The organism is Sphingobacterium sp. UBA865 (assembly GCF_002295765.1).
Lineage (GTDB): Bacteria > Bacteroidota > Bacteroidia > Sphingobacteriales > Sphingobacteriaceae > Sphingobacterium > Sphingobacterium multivorum.
Genome location: NZ_DBGB01000022.1, coordinates 307,588 through 329,183, shown reverse-complemented (window position 1 = coordinate 329,183; position 21,596 = coordinate 307,588). Strand labels below are relative to the sequence as shown.

Sequence of the window (21,596 nt, the reverse complement as noted above, 5' to 3'; positions counted from 1 at the left end):
TTGCTTAAAGGAATAGGTCAATAAGCTTATTTTCTAGCAGGAATTTACAACTTATTTTATAGGGATTTAAAACGGGTTTTATAGGGGTTCATCCGAATGAAGTCCGAATGAGGTCCCTATCAGGTCCCTATTAGGTCCGTTTAAAGAATAGGAATACTCACTTCATGTTTTGAACCTGAACTATGGAAGATTAATGTCCCATCCCTTTTAGTGTAATACAGCTTTCTAAATCCCATTAAAAACAAAGAAATGACATGAAATTGATCTGCAATGAGTAGTTTTGTAATCCGTGATTACAAATGAATAACAGATGGTTACCAAAGAACAAGTATTAAATGCATTATCCTATGTTGAAGAGCCTGATTTGAAAAAGGATCTTGTAACATTGAATATGATTCAAAATATCGAAATCGAAGGCCAAAAAATTTCTTTCGATGTCATTTTAACTACGCCAGCTTGCCCGCTTAAAGACCATATTGAGCATGCTTGTCGAAACGCTATAGCCCATTTCATCGACAAAAATCTCGAAGTTCAGATCAATATGACTTCCAATGTGATTGGGAAGCAAGGTGCACAAGTGTCGGGTATTAAAAATATCATTTTGGTATCTTCAGGCAAAGGTGGAGTTGGTAAATCTACGGTTGCCGCCAATCTAGCTCTTGCTCTCCATGCCAAAGGTGCTAAAACAGGACTTTTAGATGCCGATATCTATGGACCATCGCTTCCGATTATGTTTGGATTGGAAGGCGCTAAGCCAGGTTCGGTAGAAATGCCAGACGGACAGGTTAAAATTGAACCGCTTGAAAAATTTGGGCTGAAATTACTTTCAATAGGATTTTTCACCGATCCAAACCAACCTATTCCATGGCGTGGTCCAATGACCACCTCCGCAATCAAGCAGCTTTTTAACGATGCGCACTGGGGCGAACTGGATTACTTGGTCGTTGATATGCCTCCAGGCACTGGTGACATCCATATCACCGTATCGCAGACATTCCCTATTGCCGGAGCTGTGATTGTCACTACGCCGCAGCACGTTGCCCTGGCCGACGCCGTCAAAGGAATTGGAATGTTCTTAATGGATAGCATCAATATTCCATTATTGGGCGTCGTAGAAAATATGGCCTATTTTACCCCGGCTGAGCTGCCAGAAAATAAATACTATATTTTTGGTAAAGACGGTGGAAAACGTTTAGCAGAAGAATATAAAGTTCCTTTCCTTGGTGAAATCCCTTTATTAAAAGGCATTTCTGATGCTGGAGATAATGGTTTCCCAGTTGCCATAGATACCGAAGACCCTGTAACGAAATCATTTTTAACGATTGCAGAGAAAGTTGCCCAGCAACTTTCCATTATCCATAGCCAGGGGAAATAATTAGTTAATAATGTCCCTCGTGCTTCACAAAAAAAAGGCTTTCATACATATGAAAGCCTTTTTTTGTGAGATGCCATCTAATTAGACGGCAAGCTCCAACAATACCGGGCAATGATCGGAATGGACAGCATCTGGCATTATGCTGGACGATTTGATTTTCTCTGCCAGAGGTTTTGAAACCATATTATAATCAATACGCCAACCTAGATTTTTCGCACGTGCTCCAGCACGGTAACTCCACCAACTGTAATGGTGCGGATCCGGATTTAAATGGCGAAAAGAGTCGATATAGCCCGAATTAATAAAATTCTCCATCCATTCGCGCTCCTCTGGAAGAAATCCCGAAGAATTTGCATTTGATTTTGGATTGTGAATATCAATAGCACGGTGACAAATATTATAATCACCACAAACGACCAAATTCGGTTTTTCGACCAAAAGCTTATCGCTATATAACTGAAAATCCGCCAGAAAACGGTATTTAAAATCCTGTCGCACGTCTCCTGTCGTACCTGATGGAAAATAAGTACTCATCACGGAAACCTGATCAAAATCAGCACGGATAATACGTCCTTCAAAATCATAATCTTCATGGCCGCAACCATACTCAATATGCTTAGGTGTGATACGCGTAAACAAGGCGACTCCGCTATAGCCTTTTTTTTGAGCGGGATACCAGTAATGCTCATAGCCCATCTGTTCCAACAAAGCAATTTCAGGAATTTGATCCGGTGTAGCTTTAATCTCCTGAAGACAGATGACATCTGCATTTACAGTTTTCAACCAGCCTAACCAATCTTTCTTCAAGGCTGCACGTAAACCATTCACATTATAGGTTACTATTTTCATTTTTTGAATATTGAGATGCTAAATAATAAAGGAAAAAGCTCTTCAACCCCTGATTTGCGAATCATAACGACATTAATAATCCTTGGAAGAGAACAGATCACCAATTTTAGAAAAGATACCCGTCTGAGGTTTTAGACCTTTTAGTTCTCGCTCCAGGTTTAACGCTTCTCGTCTTGTGAGCACGTGCATGCTCATTTTCTGGTCGACTTCTGGCCTATCGTGCTTATCGGTTTTCACAGCTGCAATCTGATCGATGACATCCACGCCTTTGACCAGCTCACCAAATACGGTATAATTCCAATCCAAATGCGGAGCTCCACCAATAGTCGTATACGCCTGACGTTGCACTTCCGAAAATTTCTTACCATTCATTCGTGTTTGCTCCAAACGATCGAGGTCTTCAGGGGTGAATACCTTTCCCTGAACGAGATAAAATTGAGAACCTGAAGAAGCCTTTGCGGGATTATTATCTCGAGCCGCTCCGATAGTACCTTTTTTATGGAATAAACCATCCTGAATCTCTGCAGGAATTGTATACCCTGGTCCTCCATTACCCAATTGAGCGCCGCCAACGGCATTTCTTGAATCAGGATCACCACCCTGAATCATAAAATTCTGGATGACACGATGGAACAAAGTCCCGTCGTAATATTTACTTTTTGCCAATTTGACAAAGTTATCCCGATGTTTAGGTGTCTCATTATACAACCGCAGCACACAGTTTCCCTTGTCAGTAACGATCTGTACATATTTAAACTCGGGTTTAGCCGCAAATGCCAAAACCTGCAAAAAGCAGAATACTGCTATTAAACTAGCCTTTAAAAATTTCATCTGTTAATAATTATATGCTCCCAATTAGAACTTCCAGTTTTTTCAATTGTGTTATCTTCTAGATAACGTTTAATTCCTCAAAATAATTTATGATCAAGGACTTCATAATCAGCTCTTGTTCCAAAAGCGTATAGTTAGGAATAGGTTTTACCAATTCCCAATGTGGCCACCCCTCTTCATCCAGACCTTTCAGATTATAAAATCCCATTGCACTGAAAAGTCGACAGGTCGCAATGTGCATCAATTCTTCTTTTTCCCGTTTTGAGAACTTTTGAGCACCTTTACCCAATTCCTGAACACCAATGAGGAATAAACAGACTTTGATGTCCGGCTTTTCCATATCGAATAGTGAAGCAATTTCATCCTGTAGAATGCTCCACTTCTTATTTACTTCTGCTGCCTTCATTTTTTTGTTTTAAACAAACTAAGATAAATAAATACACTTATGCCGTTAGATTCCCTCCTTTTGCAATAACCTCTGCACAGCGCTGATCAATCATCTGAAAAACTGGATCGAACAAATTATCGTCAAAATACGGATCGGGAACGACATCGTCTCCTAAAAACAATTTCACTTTGTTCAGGTCTTCCTTATCAATCACCTGAGCGCATACATCTTCATAATTTTGTCTATCCATCACAAATATAAGATCATATTCGGCAAAAAAATGCGGCTTGAAATGTCGGGCCCGCTGACCGGAAATATCGACACCATACTTCTTTGCAATGGCTATCGCCCTACGGTCGGGTGCTTCACCAATGTGCCAGTCACCTGTACCCGCCGATTCAACGACCCAATTTAATTGATTATCCGCAACTTTTTGTTTTAATATACCATGTGCAAGGGGCGAACGACAGATATTGCCCAAACAAACCATTAAAATCTTCATCTCTATAATTTTAAAAAACTATCAAGCAATCGCGATACCGTTGACTGATCCAACTAAAGGACGCAAAGAACGCCTTTAGCCCATATAATCAGGCTCTCATTCTTGTCGATAGCAAAATATATAATAAATCATCAGGCCAGAAAGACGCAGCTTAACAAGTACTGGCGCTGTTCGGCACTTCATTCCGCAAAATAGCTAAACTAAAATTATTAAGGAAACAACCAGCTTAAAATTGACCTACATGTTACCAAGTGACATAGCATTTCCACCAAATTTTCCTGATTTCGCATACAAAAACAGCGGAAAAACCCGCCTAAAAATCATTCTGACCAATAACTGAGTTCATTAAAGCCAATGAAATTAAACAATGCTTAGTAAACCAAGCATAGCGAGTTCATTACTCCCTTAATGAAAAAACGTGATCATAATACAAAGGATAAAACCTTCATGACTTCGCAGCCACCAACAGCAATGAAAGCAAACTGAAGGTTTTTTCTGGCCAATAAGATCAGACACTTTCAGAAAAAAAAAGGTGGCCTAACCTTACGGCTAGAACCACCTAAACTATATTAATCAACCAATTCTTAATTCAACGCTTAATATTCTACTGGGAAGCTCAATTGAACAGCACCACCTTGAGGAGATACCCCTTTCAATCGCACAATATTACGTTGTGTTGCGCCAAGCGCAGTTTCAACATCGTCTACTGTATTTACAGCTTTTCCATTAACCTCAGTAATGACCAATCCACGCTCTACACCGAAGTAATCAAAGATGCCACCACGATTCACTTGGGTCACAACAACTCCAGAGTTGACACCCAGCTCTTTTTTCTTCTGAGCTGAAGCAGGAATAAAGCTTGCACCCAATTTATTGTAAATCTCCGTTGCACTTTTAGAAGCTTTACCGCCGGTATTTGCGGTCTTCAAGGATTCTTCCCCTTTCAATGTCATGGTTACTTGTTTTTCCTTACCATCACGTTTGTAGGTGACATTGACCTTATCTCCAGGACGCGCACGACCTATAGTTTCACTTAAGACAGGTGAACCTGTGATCACTTTTCCATTAATCTTGGTCAGGATATCTCCTTTTTTAACACCTGCAGCCTCTGCGGCACCACCAGCTACAACGTCTTGAACATACAAGCCATCAACATCTGTAAAACCTTTCTCTTTAGCAAGTTCAGGTGTTATTTCGGTATAGGTAACACCGATATAACCGCGTTTTACATTACCGTATTCGACAAAGTCATCGACAATCTTTTTCACCAAATTGACCGGAATCGCAAAACCATAACCCGCATATGTTCCTGTCGGAGAAGCGATAGCAGAGTTAATACCAATCAATTCTCCCGAAGCATTCGTCAACGCACCACCACTATTTCCTTTATTGATAACAGCATCTGTTTGAATAAAGGATTCTATCGCTGAACTCACCGGGATTTGATCCTGTCCACCACCAAATGGATTACCACGTTGTTGCTGACCTTCACTCAGAATACCGATCTGACGACCCTTTGCACTAATGATACCTGCGGTAACTGTAGATTGAAGCCCTAGCGGGTATCCAAAAGCCAACACCCATTCACCGACATTGACATTATCTGAGTTACCTAACTTGACCACAGGAAGCCCCTTGCCTGACACTTTCAACAAGGCTAAATCTGTATTCGGATCACGTCCGATCAATTTGGCTTCAAACGTACGTTTGTCTGTTAATACGACTTCAATTTTATCTGCATCTTCTACGACGTGGTTATTCGTTACAATATAACCATCATCCGAGATAATTACACCTGATCCGGATGCCTGCACAGGTTGCGCCTGCATTTGACGACGTCCACCACCTTGTGGCATGCCAAAAAACTCTTCAAACATATCGAACGGAGAACCTTGCGATTGCTGTGATCCTTTACGGCTATAGGTTGTCTTAATATGCACTACACCTGGCGACACTATTGCGGCAGCCTGGGTGAAATCAGGATTGCCTGTTGAAGACATAACTCCTGTAGGATTGTTTGCAAAATAAACTTTTTGTTTGTCTTCGAAAGACATACCATCCAACTTCTTATTCTCAATAAGCTTGTAACCACCTAATGCTACCGCTCCACCGAAAACAGCCGTTAATAGCGTTAAACCGACCTTATTCATAAACTTATTTCTATTTTAAAATGTCCTAATATATGCTGATAACTTTTGCTCCTAAAATTACCGATTTTATTCGGATATGTTCAAATGTAATACCATTTCAAGGCCTTCGGAAAATCCGACACGTTAAAAAATGTTAATTGCTAGACAAATGCAATCATTTTAACAAATCTTAACTTTTACCCGGTTTTTTGTAACAAAAAAACGTATTTTTGTTACTACAAATCAACGTAATGGCATCAAAAGTAAGATTTTCAAAATATCAGGGCGCAGGAAATGACTTCATTTTAGTAGACAACCGCGACAGTGCATTTGACCGCGCAGATGAAGCATTGGTAGAAAAACTCTGTAACCGTCGGTTTGGCATTGGTGCCGATGGCTTAATGCTGCTTCAAAACAAGGAAAATTACGATTTTGAGATGATTTATTATAATGCCAACGGCAGAGAAGGCAGCATGTGTGGTAACGGGGGCCGTTGTATCGTCGCTTTTGCACGCGACTTAGGCATCATTACTGACAAAACTGTCTTTTTGGCAGTAGACGGCATACACCATGCCTCGCTAGCAGCAGACCTTGTCAACCTGCAAATGATCGATGTACAAGATTATACACGTGATGGTGAAGCTTATGTATTACAAACGGGGTCTCCACATTATGTTGAGTTTGTAAAAAATCTGCAGGATAAAAATGTCTTCCAAGATGGCTACGCAATTCGCAACAATGCTACTTATGAAAAAGAAGGCATCAATGTAAATTTCATTGAAGCGGAAGGAGATGGTTATTTCCTCCGTACTTTTGAGCGCGGTGTTGAAGATGAAACCTATGCCTGCGGCACTGGAGCAACTGCAGCAGCGATGGCTGTTGCTCTGCAGCAAAATTTAGAAGGTGATATCACTATTCCTATTCGCGTATTAGGAGGGCAGCTTTATATTTCATTCCATAAGAAGGGCTCCCATTTCTCAGAGGTATTCTTAAAAGGTCCAGCACAATTTGTCTTTGAAGGAAACTATTAGATTTTTACTCCTATAGCGAGTCAAGCTAATTACAACTCAAATTTTCAACTCAGGTAAATCAAGCCGTGAAGGACGACCTGTTATCTTTGGCATTTAACGATACCTGTGAACAACTTCATAATGAAGGTTAGTACAGGATCTTAACGAGGCTATCCCTTGGAATCGATTTTTAAAATTTCAACGTGCAAATTGCAATTAATGGTATATTTTATTGTATATTAGAAACCTTTATTTATAAGGTCCGCTATTTTTAATGCAACAGTCAAAGTCATTTCCAGTATATAAAATCGTTTATTCTATATGTGAGCATCCCTATCTTGGCTATCTTATTGAGCCACACATGGTCAAACTCAATCCCAACGGGACTTACTCACTACGTTATCAGCGTATATTTAGCAATACTGTCGATGCTTACGCCGCGGAATTGGATGAAGTAGATTACAAACTGATTCGATTGCTCGATGAAATCGAACAAACGCATCTCATCAAAAAATACTATAAAAAAGCAATTAGACCTGTCGATTTCTTTTCCAAAGTTTTCGATAAAAAGTTGTATGAACTTCTTCGGCCTAAAATAGATGAAAAAATGATCCAATTTTTTGAAGCTATTGGAGACAAACCACTTTTCATGATGAGCAAAGATGGTTATCCAGCAGATCAAGAAATTAAATTGGCAACCTCTGCGGCATCGATTCTATTTCATTTTCGACGAAACGAAGAAGAAACACGTTATTTCCCGACAATCAAATACGAAAATCAGCGTCTGGAGTTTATGTTCAAAAATGCCATTGTCTTGACCAATGTACAAGCATGGTTACTTTTAAACAATACCCTATATTATTTCGATCAGGCCCTTGAGGGCAAGAAGCTCAGCCCTTTCCTGAATAAACGTTACATTTCTGTCGGTAGAAGCACTGAAAAAAAATATTTCGAAACCTTTGTATGTGGACTGATTGAACGTTATCATGTCTATGCCGAAGGATTTGAAATTCAGACCCACCAGCACCAAGCAATTCCACTCCTCCATTTGATTTATGTCGAGGATGGAGCCTCGCAATTACAACTGCAATTCAAGTACGGACCGCATACCTTTACCGCGGGAGCCGAGAATAAGGTTACTGTTCGCATGGAATATAATGCGCAAGATGATCAATATATATTCCACCGTGTCAAACGATCGTTGCAATGGGAAGAACAACAACATGAAAGCTTAAAAAAATTGGGACTACAGGATGTTGATCTCCAACTCGGCTTATTAACGCCAGCAAACCAAACTGGAAAACGGCTTTCAGTATTTGACTGGATGAACAACCATCAAGAACAACTGGAGGCTCTTGGATTCCACATTATACAAAATAGTGAAGAAAAACGCTTCTTCATAGGGCACACCTCCTTAGATATCTCCATTGATGAAGACAATGATTGGTTTGATATAAGTGCTATCGCAAAATTTGGGCCCTATGAGATTCCATTTATTCAGCTGCGCAACCATATCCTTAATAATATTAAGGAATTCACCTTACCAAATGGAGAAATTGCCATGATTCCGGAAGAATGGTTTGCAAAATACAACCATCTCTTCCAATTTTCTGCAGACCGACATGAGCTCAAACTAAATAAGGTACATATTGGTCTACTCTTTGAAATTAGTGAGCATACAAAACTGGTATTTACACGAAAACTACAGAATCTAGCCAACTTTGAAGAGATTGCTGATATTCCCGAACCAAAACATTTCAAGGGAAATCTTCGCCCATACCAAAAAGCAGGATACAATTGGTTTAATTTTTTGAAGCAGTATAAATTTGGCGGCTGTCTTGCAGATGATATGGGTTTAGGTAAAACCATACAGACTTTAGCGTTATTGCAACAGCAAAAAGAACAACTCCAAGACGAACAGGATGTCCGTACCTCACTTTTGGTCTTGCCAACATCATTGGTATACAACTGGCAAAAAGAAGCACAGCAATTTGCGCCACAGCTTAATATTCACCTTCATACCGGAAACAACCGCATTAAAGATGCCTCGCTTTTCGCTAAATATGATTTGGTCATTACTACCTACGGGATTGCCCGCATTGATGAAGAAACCTTGAGTGGCTTTTATTTTAATTACATTATCCTCGATGAGAGCCAGAATATCAAAAACCCAACTTCCAAATCGTTTAAAGCCATCAAAAGCCTAAAAAGCAAAAACAAATTGGCCTTGAGTGGAACTCCTGTAGAAAATTCCGTTTCGGATCTTTGGGCACAGATGCACATCACCAATCCAGGATTACTAGGAAGCTATACCTATTTTCAGAAGGAATTTGTACAGCCCATAGAAAAGAAAAAAGATGAAGAAAAGGCGCAGCGTCTTCAAGCGATTGTCAAACCTTTTATATTAAGACGTACAAAAGATCAGGTGGCAACAGAATTACCGCCAAAAACTGAACAGGTACTTTATTGTGAAATGACTGAAAAACAATCCGAGTTGTACGAAAAAGTCAAATCTGAATATCGCAATGCCATTCTTGACGGACAATTGGACAGCAAGCCAAAATCTACCCAAATTGCGCTGTTGCAGGGCTTGACAAAGCTCCGACAATTAGCCAATCATCCCCGAATGGTGGATGAGAAGTTCTCGGGTGCTTCCGGCAAGTTCGACGCTGTCATTGAAACGCTTGAGATGGTAATGCAAAGGGGCAACAAAGTACTGATTTTCTCCCAGTTCGTAAAACAGCTCAATATCTTCCGTCAGTATTTCGATAATAAAGGAATAAATTATGCCTACCTAGATGGCGGCACAAAGAACCGGGATGAAGCCGTTAGCCAATTTCGTAAAAACAACGATACTAAGTTATTTCTTATATCGATAAAAGCAGGTGGGGTGGGACTCAATCTGATTGAAGCGGACTATGTTTTTATTCTGGATCCGTGGTGGAATCCAGCTGTGGAACAACAGGCCGTAGACCGTTCACACCGCATCGGTCAAACGCGCAATGTATTTATCTATAAATTTATCAGTAAAGATACCGTCGAAGAAAAGATACTGGCTTTACAGAATAAAAAGAAATCGATTGCACAAAGCCTGATCACGACAGAAGAAAGCTTTATCAAGTCACTATCTCAGGAAGATCTGCAGGAACTTTTGGCCTAAATAAAATATTACTGTTTATATTCATTAATCTTCGCCATATATATCGATGGACGGATACCCGTTACACGCGTAAAAATATTACTAAAAGAAGACAGCTCGTTGTATCCCACGCGCATGGCTATTTCTAGAATGGAATAGCTATTCTCTGACATCAGCTCCAAAGCTTTTGCAATTCGTATGGCTCTTAAAAACCGAATATAACTGATGCCCATATCGTCTTTAAAAAGTCTGGACAACGAGCGGCTACTCATTCCAAAGCGAGCCGCAATCTGTTCTATGGTAAAGGCCTGATCAATGTTGCTGTTCAGATATCTAGCCACACTCCTGAGTTTCTCACTTTTAGGATAGGGATGCTGCATCGGGAAAGCATCTATTGGTGAACTTGTATCCGGAATGATAGCCATCATCGCGCGCAAGAGACAGTATTTTGAATAATCGGTCGTTTTACTGACCCCTCCGCTCCAATCCTGAGCAAATAAAAACATTTCACGCACCAGATCATTGCTAAGAAATATATTCGGTACTGAAAGTACGGACGGCATCTGCTGCCGCTCTTTGAAATAAAAACTATATAGCGGGATACGGGAGCTTGTGCTTTCCAGATGATAGGTTGTATTTGCCGGAATCCACATGTAAAATCTTGCCGGTAAGTACCAGTGCTTTGTTGCTGTAAACACATGAACAATTCCACCTTCGGCATAGAGCAACCGTGCCTTTTTATGTTTATACTCCCGAGAATCGATACGATCGACATACATGTGGTCTACATAAAAATCATATTGATCAGCATCAATAGCTGCCAGTTTTTCCTCTTCCATAACTTAAAATTACACTTTTCCTACAACATGGCGCAAATGAACATATATTCGTCCGACTATACAAAACAAAACGTTTCTATCTCACAGTATCTTTGTACAGCCATATGCTCATGTGCTCAGAGGAAATTTGCTCGTATTCCGAGTACTCCTGTTTAAGTCAAATACAAAACCAGAAAAATTGCTACTTCGAGTACAGCATAGCTGAACTGGATGAATGGCTCCGAGACTTTTTGAGCTGGAAGCTTTGATGATTTTAAGGTAAAGGATACGTCAAGCACATACAAAGGAATAAGCACAGGCAAAGCAAACAATTGAAAAACGCGCAATTAAACAACAATGAATAAAGAAGATAAAAAAGACAAAACAAAGGGATTTAATAAAGTGCTCGTCATATTTGCCAGCCTATTATTATTGACCGGTATTGGCGTCTTAGTCAGACACCTCATTTTTACTAATCAGTATGTCACGACAAATGACGCTCAAATTGATCAATATGTTACACCCATTGCCAGTAGAATCGCTGGTTTTATTAAAGAGGTACGATTTGAGGAAAATCAATATGTTCATCGAGGCGACACGCTGCTTATTATAGACGCGAGCGAGTATCAAACCAAGGTGGATATGGCGAATGCCGAACTCCAAAGTAGTGAGAGAAATGCCGAGGTTCTCAGCAAAACAGCCGATGCGGCAGCTAATAGTATTTCGGTTCAAAAGGCAAGATTAGAGGCTGCAAAAGTAAGTGTATGGCAGACCCAACAGGATTACAATCGGTTCAAGAATTTATTTGAAGCTGAGGCTGCCACCAGACAGCAGTACGATAATGCCAAAGCAGCATACGATATCGCATTGGCGCAATTGCACGCCATTACGGAAGAATATAATTCAGCTCAACTGAACAGCAGCAAAGAAAAAGCAAACGAATTGCCGGCAAGAGCTAATATCAATATCAAAAAGGCTGCGAAAACAAATGCACAGCTTTTTCTCTCCTATACCGTAGTAACCGCTCCCTACGATGGCTTTGTTGGCAAACGAACGATCCAACCAGGACAATTTGTAAAGGAAGGCCAGACACTAGCCAACGTCATTAGCGAGGAAAAATGGATCAACGCTAATTTTAGAGAGACTCAACTCGAAAACCTTTCAGAAGGTACTGTAGTCACGATACAGGTTGATGCCTTTCCCAAACTTAGTTTTAAAGGAAAAATTCACTCTTTTTCCCCAGCATCAGGTTCCAAATTTTCCGTGATACCTCAAGACAATGCAACCGGAAATTTCGTAAAGATTGAACAACGGATTCCTATTAAAATTGTATTTGATCCAAAACAGGATCTTAAGAAATTGCGTGCCGGTATGAATGTGGTTATCCATGCTACCCATCAATCCTAATCATCATGCGTATGAATAAATCTTTATACTATAGTTGGGTGCCCGAATGGATAAAACTTCCGTTAATGATATTAGCGATGTTCCCACATCTCATGTTAATGTCTCTCTTCCATTCCAATACGGCATTTACCGCTTCGGTACTGGACATTGAAGCCGAGGATATTCAGTATTTTCTATCCCTGATGTATGGCGCCATTGTCGTTGCTTTACTTCTATTTCAGCGGCTATTTTCCTTCTTCAGAGTAAGAACATATATTCTTTTGACCTGCAGTCTTTCCATTTTGATCCTACTAGGCATTTCGCTGACAAGAGATCCATTTCTTATTGGCATTCTGCGCGTGGTAGAAGGTATTTTCTGTGTATTGGAAGGAGCTTGCTTTCTTCCCTTGCTTATGATGCAAATTAGGCATGCCAAAAGCCGTACGATTGCTTATTTTTTCCTGTACACCTTTATGCTTACGGGATCAACTTTAACGACCTCCTTACTCAAAGAAAGTATTATGGATTACGGATGGCAAGATATGATCCACGTCGTCCTCTATTGGCATTTGATTGTGATTGCAATAGCTTTGCTGTTACTTAACAATAATCGCTTGGGTAAAAAATTCCCCCTCTATCAATTAGATCTGGCAAGTTGCTTGTTTTTATTGATATCATTGAGCTGTGGAGCTTATGTCTTAATTTATGGTCGCAAATACTATTGGTTTGAACACGCCAATATCACCATAAACTTCGCCCTTTCCCTTATTTTCGGCGCACTCTTTATGATTAAACAAAAGACGGTCAAAAGACCCCTTTTTCATTTTGAGATCTTGAGATACAAAAATGTGATCTTTGGTGTTACCCTGTTTTTTCTGTTTTATATTATTCGTAGCTGCCTCAATAATGTTTATACTGTAATGGCTACAGTTTGGAAGTGGCCCTGGCATTATATTATTGATGTACAGTACATCAACGTGTTTGGCACAATACTGGGTGTCGGTAGTTCAGGTTTTTTACTCCTGCGCGATGTATCTCCTAAATATATCTTTGGTTTCGGCTTTTTGATTTTGGCGACCTCATGTTTTCTATTTGTACCCACATTTTACCCTGACACCACAATTTGGACAATCGGTCTTCCTTTGTTTATTCAAGGAATAGGTCAGGGATGGCTCTTTACACCGCTTGTTATCTATATCTTGACTGGTGTCGAATCCCATCACGTTGGCAATGCAGGTCTTATGGGCACAACAGCTCGGTTCTGGAGTACGAATGTCGGATTTGCTCTTATCCAAAACGTCAGTTATGTATTAAATCAAAAACATTATATTCAACTCGAACAAACATTGAATACAAGCAGTCCCCTAACAATAAACTATTGGGATACATTAATGGAGAAATATGCCGGAATATATGGCGATCAGATAGCTGGCCGAATTGCCAGCAAAAGTATTTCGGGAACCCTAAGTCAGCAAGCAACGTTAATCAGTAACATGGAGATATTTACTTATCTAGGGATACTAGGAATACTAATAACGGGGCTAATATTTTTATTCGGCCCAGCCAAAACACTTTTCATGCGCCTAAGGATACCATACTTGTAAATGAGGCCGCCCCCCCTATAGACAAGCTCCATGATTTCGCGAGCAACAACAGTTAAGAACCCGAACGGAAGATTCTTTTTGGCTAATCAACCGCGTATCGCGCGCGCATTGATGACTTAATCGCGCATTGATGACTTGATAAAAACAACAGCAATCAATAAACAACCTCTTTCAGAAAAAAGGGGCTGTTTGCATAGCAATGCAGACAACCCCTTTTCGGTATCTCGTACTTAAAGCTATTTAAGCATCGAATTCTTTAAGTGCTTTTTTCACACGCGCTATGACCTCTTGTTGACCAAGTAATTCAACAATCTGAAATACATCTGGTCCAAACTTACCCCCTACCAACATAATCCGGAATGGCATCATAAGCTCACCCATCTTCATCCCTGATGCCTGAATCGCATCCTTGAAGAAGGGTTCCAATTCAGCAGCCTTCCAGGTATTAAATCCTTCGAATGATTGGTTAATATCCTCAAAAAATGCAGTTTTCTCAGCAGACCATTTAGGTTTTACCGCGCTCAAATCATATTCCGCAGGCTGCGAAAAGAAGAAGGACGCCTGAGTCCAAAAGTCTTCAACAAAGGTTAAACGTTCTTTCACGGCATCCAATACCCTACTCACATAAGCGGCATCGGCTTCTACTTTATGATGCTCCAAAACTGTATTGATCTGTGGCAACAGAGATTCTGTCGATGTGCGTTTAATCCATTCATGGTTGAACCATTTTGCTTTTTCAAAATCAAATTTTGCCCCAGCTTTACTGATACGGTCAACACCAAATTTCTGGATCAATTCATCTAAGGAGAAAATCTCCTGTTCAGTTCCATCATTCCAGCCCAACACCCCAAGCATATTGACAAAAGCTTCTGGCAAGAAGCCCATCTCACGGAATCCTTTTGTTGTATCACCAGATTTCGCATCAGTCCAGTTCATTGCATAAACAGGGAAGCCCAAGCGATCGCCATCACGCTTACTTAATTTACCATTTCCATCTGGTTTCAGAATTAATGGAAGGTGTGCCCAACCTGGCATGCTATCACCCCAGCCGAGGTATTCCCACAATAAAATATGGATAGGCGCCGAAGGCAACCACTCTTCACCACGGAAAACATGCGATATTTCCATAGCTTTATCATCGACAACAACTGCCAGATGATAAGTCGGCATGCCATCTGCTTTAAGCAACACCTTGTCATCGACAAGATTTGTATCAAAAGCAACCTTTCCACGGATCATATCCGTGAATGTTACCGTTTCATCGGTAGGAATCTTTATACGAATGGTATGCGGAGTCCCCGCATCCAATAATTGTTGAGTTTCAGTCTCAGACAGACTCAATGAATTACGCAATTGAAGTCTATTTTCGTGGCTATAGCGAAAATTAGGCTGCAACTTACGTTGCTCATCCAATTCCTCTGCAGTATCAAATGCATAATAAGCATAACCATTCTCGATCAACTGCTCAGCATATTTCCGGTAAGATGGTTTTCGCTCACTTTGACGGTAAGGTCCGTACTCGCCCCCTTTTAACGGGCTTTCATCTGGAGACAGACCACACCATGCTAAACATTCGTTGATATACTCCTCAGCACCTGGGACAAAACGAGTTTGGTCCGTATCCTCGACACGTAAAATAAAATCTCCCTGATGCTGACGCGCATAGAGAAAATTAAACAAAGCTGTACGTACCCCACCAAGGTGAAGACCACCTGTCGGGCTCGGTGCAAAACGCACTCTTACTTTTCTTTCTGAACTCATGCCGCAAAATTACCACAAAATTTTTGATTTGGATGGTACGTTAACTTCTTCAATGAAATAAAAGTGCAGAAAACAGACATTTATTCAGTAATTTGCAAATGAAGGACACGAATACGTAATCATGAAACCCTATCAGATTAGCCAGCAACGCTGGAAATTTATCTTGCTTATCTTTGCAGCAGTCATTGCTGTCGCCTCTTTGGTTTATACCAACTACCTCGTTCGAAATCTTGCGCATGCCGAACGTTCAAAGGCTGAGGTATGGGCTATGAGTACCAAAAATATCATGACCATGCCCGACGTTGATGATGAATTCATTACGTTTATTTACGCCGTAAGAGACAGCCTAAATTTACCAGCAATTATTACTGACGATAAGGAAGACATTATTTTCTGGCGTAACCTCGATTCCACAAAGACAAATATTAAACCCGGACACAACGACAGTGTTACAAAACATCTCGATTATGATCCGGCATATTTTCAAAAGCAGCTCGCGTTTATGAAGAAGAGCCATCCTCCGATTACATTGGAATTGGAAAATGGTCAAAAATGGCATGTTTATTATAAGGATTCTTGGTTTTTGCAACAGTTAAGGGTGTTTCCTTATGTACAATTATCATTGATTGCCCTCTTTCTCATTATTGCCTATACGGTTTTCAACTCCATCCGAAAATCTGAACAAAATCTTGTTTGGGTCGGACTAACCAAAGAAGCAGCACATCAGTTGGGCACCCCTATTTCGTCACTGATGGGCTGGTTAGAATTGATTCGCATAAAATTTGATGCCGAAGAAGATGACACGCTAAATGAAATGGAAAATGACATTAAACGACTTGAAATCGTCGCTGACCGCTTCTCCAAAATAGGATCTACTCCCGTACTGACCAACCATAACCTCTATGATGTCATCAAAAATTATATGGATTATTTTCGCATACGAACCAGTAATAAAATTGCTTTCGAATTAAAAGGCGACACACATCTTGAAGCACAACTCAATATTCCACTCTTTGATTGGATTATCGAAAATTTATTGAAAAACGGAGTAAATGCCATTGGCACAGAAGGAAAGATAACTGTTAATATTTCAGAAAATATTGCGAAAGAAGAAATTTTTATAGACATTAGTGATACGGGCAAAGGAATTCCGAGATCTAATTTTGAATCTGTTTTCCAGCCGGGTTTCACAACACGGAAAAGAGGTTGGGGGCTTGGCCTTAGTCTGACAAAAAGAATGGTGCGGTACCACCAGGGACAAATTTTTGTAAAAGAATCTGAAGTAGGTAAAGGAACAACATTTCGAATAATCTTAAAAAGCAATTTAAAATATGAAGCCACTCAAATCTGACGAATATCCAGCAGTCTACGCACCTTATATTGAGACTGTCGTCGATAACGTGTTTGATGCACTAGAAGAACAAACGCTCTCCTTTCCAGCATTTCTGGACACGATTCCTGAGGAAAGAGGTAATTTTAAATACGCCGAAGATAAGTGGACCATCAAAGAAGTTGTTGGCCACGTCATCGATAATGAGCGTATCATGGCTTACCGGGCATTGCGTTTTTCACGTAATGACCTTAAAGAGCTTGCCGGGTATGACCAAGACTATCTCATTCAATATTCCCGTTACAACGACCGCACATTAGAAAGTTTAAGCAAAGAATTCACCTTTCTTCGCAAAGCTAACATGATGCTTTTCAATAGTTTTAACGATGTGGAACTAGAACGTAAGGGCATGGCATCTGAACGGCTGACAAGTGTAAAAGCGCTTTTGTATGTCATTGCGGGCCATCTCAATCATCACCGCATTATTATCCAAGAACGTTATTTAAACTCAGACGATGTCAAAAATTTGGTTTCAGCATTACAGCATTGAGGAAATTAACGTATTCTTCAATAAATATCTGTCAGGTCTGCTCGAAATTCAAGCAACAGAAATAGATGACAACTCCATCACGGCGACCATGCCTGTAACAGATAAAGTCAAACAGCCGCACGGCATTTTACATGGCGGTGCTTCTGTCGTTCTGGCGGAATCTTTGGGAAGTATCGCATCCAATCTCGTGGTTGACCCTGACAAATACCGCGGTGTGGGACTTGAAGTAAATGCCAATCACATACGCCCGGTCAGTAGCGGTGTAATCACCGCGAAATGTAGTCCAATACACATTGGTCGGTCCACACATATTTGGGAAATAAAAATGTACGATCGTTTCAACAAATTAAATTGTATCTCAAGACTTACAGTAGCAATCGTTCCAAAATAACGAGGACTGTATGGCTCCTGCTAACTCGATTTATCAACTTGGTCCAATTAAAATTCGACAACGTTCATAAGCAAAGGAGGATAAATTTCACAATTTATCCTCCTTTTTTTTGTCAATTAATTATCAAAATCCCTCAAAAATATGCCTTTATTTATTTCCAATATTCAAGAAATTTAAGTAGTCTTGTAGGATGGATACCTTAAAAATCAGTAATTATGGAGCGCAATCGTTTGTTCATTCCTTATTCCTACTGATTTACCAATCCTCGAACGATAACTTAACTACTCGAACGATAACTTAACTAAATATAATAAAACAAAACATGACCACTAATCCTAACGTTGGTAAAACAGCTTTTCGCCCTATGGCCATCTGCTGTGGTTTATTTTTTATCCTCGGTTTTATTACCTGGGCAAACGGAACTTTAATTCCATTCTTAAAAATTGCTTGTAACCTCGAAACAGATTTGCAAGCTTTCTTCGTAACCTTTGCTTCCTATATTGCTTATTTTTTCCTAGCACTTCCAAGCTCAGTCATCATCAAAAAAATTGGTTTCCAAAATGGTTTAGTTGTCAGTCTTATTATATTAGGTTTAGGGTCCTTGATCTTTATTCCTGCGGCAGATAACAGAAGCTATGGTCTATTTTTAACAGGAATCTTTATTCAAGGTTCAGGAATGGCATTATTACAAACAGCAGTTAACCCTTACTTAAGTATTATTGGTCCTATTGATAGCGCAGCACAACGAATTTCAATAGCTGGTTTTTTCAATAAATCGGCTGGTATCATTGTACCTATCCTTTTCGGAACACTCTTTTTAAAAGATGCTCAAAAAGTAACAGCAAAATTAGAAGCAACAACGGATCTGGTCCAAAAAAATGCGATCTTAGATAATCTTCTTCAACGCGTACACACGCCATACATCTCGCTTGCAATTATTTTCGTTGCCTTCGCAATTTTCTTAAAGTTCACTCACTTGCCTGAGGTCGATATGGACGCAGAAGAAGAAAGCAGCGTAGAAAGCGGAACTGTTGCGGCAAAGAAAACATCGATATTTCAATATCCACATTTGTTCTTGGGCGCTTTGGCAATTTTCTTCTGTGTAGCGGTCGAAGTTATGGCGGGAGATATCATTGGCGTCTATGCACGCGAACTGAAAGTTGATCCCTTCTTTACGACCTACGCAACAGCATTTACACTATCTTGCATGTTGATCGGTTACATTATCGGTATTATCTCTATTCCAAGATTTGTATCACAACAAATGGCCCTACGCATTTGCACAATCATTGGCATCACATTCACCGTCATTTCTGTTTTCACAACTGGCACAACATCATTTATATTTGTTGCCTTATTAGGAATCGCAAACTCCCTCATGTGGCCAGCGATCTTCCCATTAGGAATTAAAGGTCTGGGAAAATTCACAAAAACAGGATCAGCAATTATGATTATGGGTATTGCTGGTGGAGCAATATGGCCTTTGATCTATGGACTGTTAAAAGATCATTTGCATATTGATTTTCAACATGCATTCCTATATGCGATGGTACCAGGCTATCTATACATTATGTATTTCTCTATAGCAGGTCATAAAGTGGGAAAAACGAATTAAGGTAAATCCATCTTATATTTTAAGAAAAAAAGGCATCTAAAAATAGATGCCTTTTTTTCTTAAAATTCTTCCTACTTTTAGGAGATAGATGCTGTAAGAGCCATTAAATATTAAGCATACAACAAAACAAACAATGATACAGATGAAAAAGAATCTTTTTGCAATTGCCATTGCCGCAACAATGATGTTTACGGCCAACGAATCTTTTGCTCAGCTAAAGCTACCTGCAGCAAGTAGCTCACAGACAGTTACACAAGGATTGGGTATTGAAAACGTAACCCTTAATTACAGCAGACCTAGCATGAACGGTCGTAAGATCTTTGGCGATCTTGTTCCTTATAATGAAGTATGGCGTACAGGAGCAAATACCAATACCACATTAACCTTTGAAGGTGATGTTGAGTTGAATGGCCATAAGCTTTCTGCTGGAACCTACGCTCTTTTCACAATCCCGAACAAATCAGAGTGGACCATCATCATCAGTAAAAACACAAAACAATGGGGTGCCTATACCTATAAACAAACTGAAGATGCCTTACGCTTCAATGTTAAACCACAGACCTTAGCAAATCCAGTGGAGACATTTACCATTTCTTTTGACAATGTTACACCTACAGGCGCTGTATTGAGTCTCGCTTGGGAAAAAACGTCTGTAAAGGTTGATCTCAAAGTCAATCAACAGGCTAAAATATTAGCTTCTATTGACGAGGCTATGAAGGGTGAGAAAAAACCTTATTTTGCTGCAGCCCAATATTACTTCAGTAATAATTTAGATCTAAATAAAGCACTAAGCTGGTTTGACGAAGCTGCTAAAGCTCAACCCAAAGCCGCTCACGTCCTATATTGGAAAGCAAAAGCGCAATTAAAAGCTGGAGATAAAAAAGGTGCGATAGAAACAGCAACCAAAGGTCTTGAAGTTGCCACAGCAGATAAAAATGGTGAATACATCAAATTAAATACACAAGTGATCAACGCTGCAAAGAAATAGGTATCTCTATCTAAAAATGCCCCCAGAAAGTGTCTAACTTTTTGGGGGCATTGGCATTTAAAACCTTTTTTATAGCTCAGCTTTTTATTTTATAACTCGTCTTTTAGCAATTGCTCAAGTTCTTCTGGTGAAACGTTCATATTGACGTTTCCATCCTTCGCAAAAGATATCTCACCAGTCTCTTCAGAGACGATAACGGCAATCGCATCCGAGATTTCCGTCACTCCAATTGCAGCGCGATGCCGTAGTCCGAATTGCAGCGGTAAATCCTCACTATCCGACAATGGTAGCACACAAGATGCTGTCATAATCTTAAAATCAACAATAACCACCGCACCATCATGTAATGGGCTATTTTTATGAAAGATACTTTCAATCAAGCGCTTGGAGATATGGGCATCGATATACTCACCACTACTCTGATAATACTCCTCATCAAAATATTTTGAAAAAACCAATAAAGCACCTGTCCGTGTACGCGACATGCTTCTACAGGCTTCAATAACCGGTTTTAAGTCTTCCGTCAAATCCTTTTGTATAGCTTTCTTATTCCCGATAAATGACCAAAAAACTTTTTTCCGTTTCATGGATATGTTCTTCCCAACGTGCAGTAAGAACCGCCTGATTTCCTGTTGGAACACGACAATCAATGCAATGGACCCTACAGATATAAAACCGCCGAATATCTCGGTCAGTAAACGCATGTGCATCTGCTTAACGACTATATAAACACCATAAAACAGTGCTACACCAATCAGGATATTAACAGCAATGGTCCCTCTAATCAAACTATAGATATAGTAGATAATAATCGCTACCAATATGATATCAATAACGTCCAATAGGCGAAAGCCGCTAAACAGGCTATAGTCGATTCCATCCATATATGCAAGTTAAAAAAAAATAGATATTATTTGTATTTTTACATCA

At 39.9% G+C, this 21,596-nt stretch carries 18 protein-coding genes; 10 read left to right on the top strand and 8 right to left on the bottom strand.

The genetic code is table 11. From position 1 onward, the window contains the following. Window positions 1–310 precede the first annotated feature (310 nt). Complete coding sequence (locus B2O97_RS13250) at window positions 311–1,375, top strand: Mrp/NBP35 family ATP-binding protein (RefSeq protein WP_046673637.1); 1,065 nt, start codon at window positions 311–313, stop codon at window positions 1,373–1,375. An 81-nt stretch (window positions 1,376–1,456) separates the two neighbouring features. Here B2O97_RS13250 and B2O97_RS13245 read toward each other — a convergent pair whose 3' ends face one another. The 5 genes from B2O97_RS13245 to B2O97_RS13225 all read right to left on the bottom strand — a co-directional run bounded on the left by B2O97_RS13245 (window position 1,457) and on the right by B2O97_RS13225 (window position 6,095). Beyond that, on the bottom strand, window positions 1,457–2,224 hold the full coding sequence (locus B2O97_RS13245) for an exodeoxyribonuclease III (protein ID WP_070561278.1): 768 nt from the start codon (window positions 2,222–2,224) through the stop codon (window positions 1,457–1,459). A 72-nt stretch (window positions 2,225–2,296) separates the two neighbouring features. After that, window positions 2,297–3,055, bottom strand: a complete 759-nt coding sequence (locus B2O97_RS13240) for a peptidylprolyl isomerase (RefSeq protein ID WP_286710240.1) — start codon at window positions 3,053–3,055, stop codon at window positions 2,297–2,299. A gap of 58 nt (window positions 3,056–3,113) precedes the next feature. After that, window positions 3,114–3,461, bottom strand: coding sequence for a hypothetical protein (locus B2O97_RS13235; protein WP_046673634.1), 348 nt, complete (start codon window positions 3,459–3,461; stop codon window positions 3,114–3,116). A 37-nt stretch (window positions 3,462–3,498) separates the two neighbouring features. Continuing rightward, a complete protein-coding gene (locus B2O97_RS13230; protein WP_070561279.1) occupies window positions 3,499–3,945 on the bottom strand; it encodes a low molecular weight protein-tyrosine-phosphatase in 447 nt (148 codons plus the stop codon). A 596-nt stretch (window positions 3,946–4,541) separates the two neighbouring features. After that, window positions 4,542–6,095 (bottom strand): Do family serine endopeptidase, encoded by a 1,554-nt coding sequence (locus B2O97_RS13225; RefSeq protein WP_046673632.1) that lies wholly within the window; start codon window positions 6,093–6,095, stop codon window positions 4,542–4,544. A 230-nt stretch (window positions 6,096–6,325) separates the two neighbouring features. Between B2O97_RS13225 and dapF the strand changes: the two genes are divergently transcribed. After that, on the top strand, window positions 6,326–7,105 hold the full coding sequence (dapF, locus tag B2O97_RS13220) for a diaminopimelate epimerase (protein ID WP_112375034.1): 780 nt from the start codon (window positions 6,326–6,328) through the stop codon (window positions 7,103–7,105). Window positions 7,106–7,358: 253 nt separating this feature from the next. Continuing rightward, window positions 7,359–10,244, top strand: a complete 2,886-nt coding sequence (locus tag B2O97_RS13215) for a DEAD/DEAH box helicase (RefSeq protein WP_286767521.1) — start codon at window positions 7,359–7,361, stop codon at window positions 10,242–10,244. 8 nt (window positions 10,245–10,252) lie between these two features. On the opposite strand, the gene B2O97_RS13210 is transcribed toward B2O97_RS13215, so the two are convergent. Continuing rightward, on the bottom strand, window positions 10,253–11,062 hold the full coding sequence (locus B2O97_RS13210) for a helix-turn-helix domain-containing protein (protein WP_070561282.1): 810 nt from the start codon (window positions 11,060–11,062) through the stop codon (window positions 10,253–10,255). Between the two features lie 336 nt (window positions 11,063–11,398). Here B2O97_RS13210 and B2O97_RS13205 point away from each other — a divergent pair, with 336 nt between their 5' ends. Both B2O97_RS13205 and B2O97_RS13200 read left to right on the top strand, forming a co-directional pair. Next, window positions 11,399–12,448 carry an HlyD family secretion protein gene (locus B2O97_RS13205; RefSeq protein ID WP_070561283.1) on the top strand — a complete coding sequence of 350 codons (1,050 nt, stop codon included), beginning with the start codon at window positions 11,399–11,401 and terminating at the stop codon, window positions 12,446–12,448. Between the two features lie 11 nt (window positions 12,449–12,459). Then, on the top strand, window positions 12,460–14,031 hold the full coding sequence (locus tag B2O97_RS13200) for an MFS transporter (RefSeq protein ID WP_286710241.1): 1,572 nt from the start codon (window positions 12,460–12,462) through the stop codon (window positions 14,029–14,031). A 240-nt stretch (window positions 14,032–14,271) separates the two neighbouring features. Here B2O97_RS13200 and gltX read toward each other — a convergent pair whose 3' ends face one another. Next, window positions 14,272–15,792 carry a glutamate--tRNA ligase gene (gene gltX, locus B2O97_RS13195; protein ID WP_286710242.1) on the bottom strand — a complete coding sequence of 507 codons (1,521 nt, stop codon included), beginning with the start codon at window positions 15,790–15,792 and terminating at the stop codon, window positions 14,272–14,274. Between the two features lie 121 nt (window positions 15,793–15,913). Between gltX and B2O97_RS13190 the strand changes: the two genes are divergently transcribed. The 5 genes from B2O97_RS13190 (at window position 15,914) to B2O97_RS13170 (ending at window position 20,666) form a co-directional block, all read left to right on the top strand. Beyond that, window positions 15,914–17,143, top strand: coding sequence for a sensor histidine kinase (locus B2O97_RS13190; RefSeq protein WP_070561286.1), 1,230 nt, complete (start codon window positions 15,914–15,916; stop codon window positions 17,141–17,143). Continuing rightward, window positions 17,124–17,672 (top strand): DinB family protein, encoded by a 549-nt coding sequence (locus B2O97_RS13185; protein WP_046673623.1) that lies wholly within the window; start codon window positions 17,124–17,126, stop codon window positions 17,670–17,672. The genes B2O97_RS13190 and B2O97_RS13185 overlap by 20 nt, the downstream gene beginning before the upstream one ends. After that, window positions 17,638–18,063 carry a hotdog fold thioesterase gene (locus B2O97_RS13180; RefSeq protein WP_112375037.1) on the top strand — a complete coding sequence of 142 codons (426 nt, stop codon included), beginning with the start codon at window positions 17,638–17,640 and terminating at the stop codon, window positions 18,061–18,063. The genes B2O97_RS13185 and B2O97_RS13180 overlap by 35 nt, the downstream gene beginning before the upstream one ends. Window positions 18,064–18,385: 322 nt before the next feature. Continuing rightward, the gene (locus B2O97_RS13175) at window positions 18,386–19,678 is read left to right on the top strand and encodes a sugar MFS transporter (protein WP_204990867.1); all 1,293 of its coding nucleotides are present in this window, start codon (window positions 18,386–18,388) and stop codon (window positions 19,676–19,678) included. Between the two features lie 142 nt (window positions 19,679–19,820). Then, the gene (locus B2O97_RS13170) at window positions 19,821–20,666 is read left to right on the top strand and encodes a DUF2911 domain-containing protein (protein ID WP_070561502.1); all 846 of its coding nucleotides are present in this window, start codon (window positions 19,821–19,823) and stop codon (window positions 20,664–20,666) included. Between the two features lie 89 nt (window positions 20,667–20,755). Here the strand turns inward: B2O97_RS13170 and cdaA are convergent, their stop codons facing one another. After that, on the bottom strand, window positions 20,756–21,550 hold the full coding sequence (cdaA, locus tag B2O97_RS13165) for a diadenylate cyclase CdaA (protein ID WP_046672648.1): 795 nt from the start codon (window positions 21,548–21,550) through the stop codon (window positions 20,756–20,758). Window positions 21,551–21,596 lie beyond the last annotated feature (46 nt).

Bases quoted from the DNA above. Each gene is read 5' to 3' on its own strand.
- B2O97_RS13250 (WP_046673637.1), top strand. From the start codon at position 311: ATGGTTACCAAAGAACAAGTATTAAATGCATTATCCTATGTTGAAGAG.
- B2O97_RS13245 (WP_070561278.1), bottom strand. From the start codon at position 2,224: ATGAAAATAGTAACCTATAATGTGAATGGTTTACGTGCAGCCTTGAAG.
- B2O97_RS13240 (WP_286710240.1), bottom strand. From the start codon at position 3,055: ATGAAATTTTTAAAGGCTAGTTTAATAGCAGTATTCTGCTTTTTGCAG.
- B2O97_RS13235 (WP_046673634.1), bottom strand. From the start codon at position 3,461: ATGAAGGCAGCAGAAGTAAATAAGAAGTGGAGCATTCTACAGGATGAA.
- B2O97_RS13230 (WP_070561279.1), bottom strand. From the start codon at position 3,945: ATGAAGATTTTAATGGTTTGTTTGGGCAATATCTGTCGTTCGCCCCTT.
- B2O97_RS13225 (WP_046673632.1), bottom strand. From the start codon at position 6,095: ATGAATAAGGTCGGTTTAACGCTATTAACGGCTGTTTTCGGTGGAGCG.
- dapF (WP_112375034.1), top strand. From the start codon at position 6,326: ATGGCATCAAAAGTAAGATTTTCAAAATATCAGGGCGCAGGAAATGAC.
- B2O97_RS13215 (WP_286767521.1), top strand. From the start codon at position 7,359: ATGCAACAGTCAAAGTCATTTCCAGTATATAAAATCGTTTATTCTATA.
- B2O97_RS13210 (WP_070561282.1), bottom strand. From the start codon at position 11,062: ATGGAAGAGGAAAAACTGGCAGCTATTGATGCTGATCAATATGATTTT.
- B2O97_RS13205 (WP_070561283.1), top strand. From the start codon at position 11,399: ATGAATAAAGAAGATAAAAAAGACAAAACAAAGGGATTTAATAAAGTG.
- B2O97_RS13200 (WP_286710241.1), top strand. From the start codon at position 12,460: ATGAATAAATCTTTATACTATAGTTGGGTGCCCGAATGGATAAAACTT.
- gltX (WP_286710242.1), bottom strand. From the start codon at position 15,792: ATGAGTTCAGAAAGAAAAGTAAGAGTGCGTTTTGCACCGAGCCCGACA.
- B2O97_RS13190 (WP_070561286.1), top strand. From the start codon at position 15,914: ATGAAACCCTATCAGATTAGCCAGCAACGCTGGAAATTTATCTTGCTT.
- B2O97_RS13185 (WP_046673623.1), top strand. From the start codon at position 17,124: ATGAAGCCACTCAAATCTGACGAATATCCAGCAGTCTACGCACCTTAT.
- B2O97_RS13180 (WP_112375037.1), top strand. From the start codon at position 17,638: ATGTCAAAAATTTGGTTTCAGCATTACAGCATTGAGGAAATTAACGTA.
- B2O97_RS13175 (WP_204990867.1), top strand. From the start codon at position 18,386: ATGACCACTAATCCTAACGTTGGTAAAACAGCTTTTCGCCCTATGGCC.
- B2O97_RS13170 (WP_070561502.1), top strand. From the start codon at position 19,821: ATGAAAAAGAATCTTTTTGCAATTGCCATTGCCGCAACAATGATGTTT.
- cdaA (WP_046672648.1), bottom strand. From the start codon at position 21,550: ATGGATGGAATCGACTATAGCCTGTTTAGCGGCTTTCGCCTATTGGAC.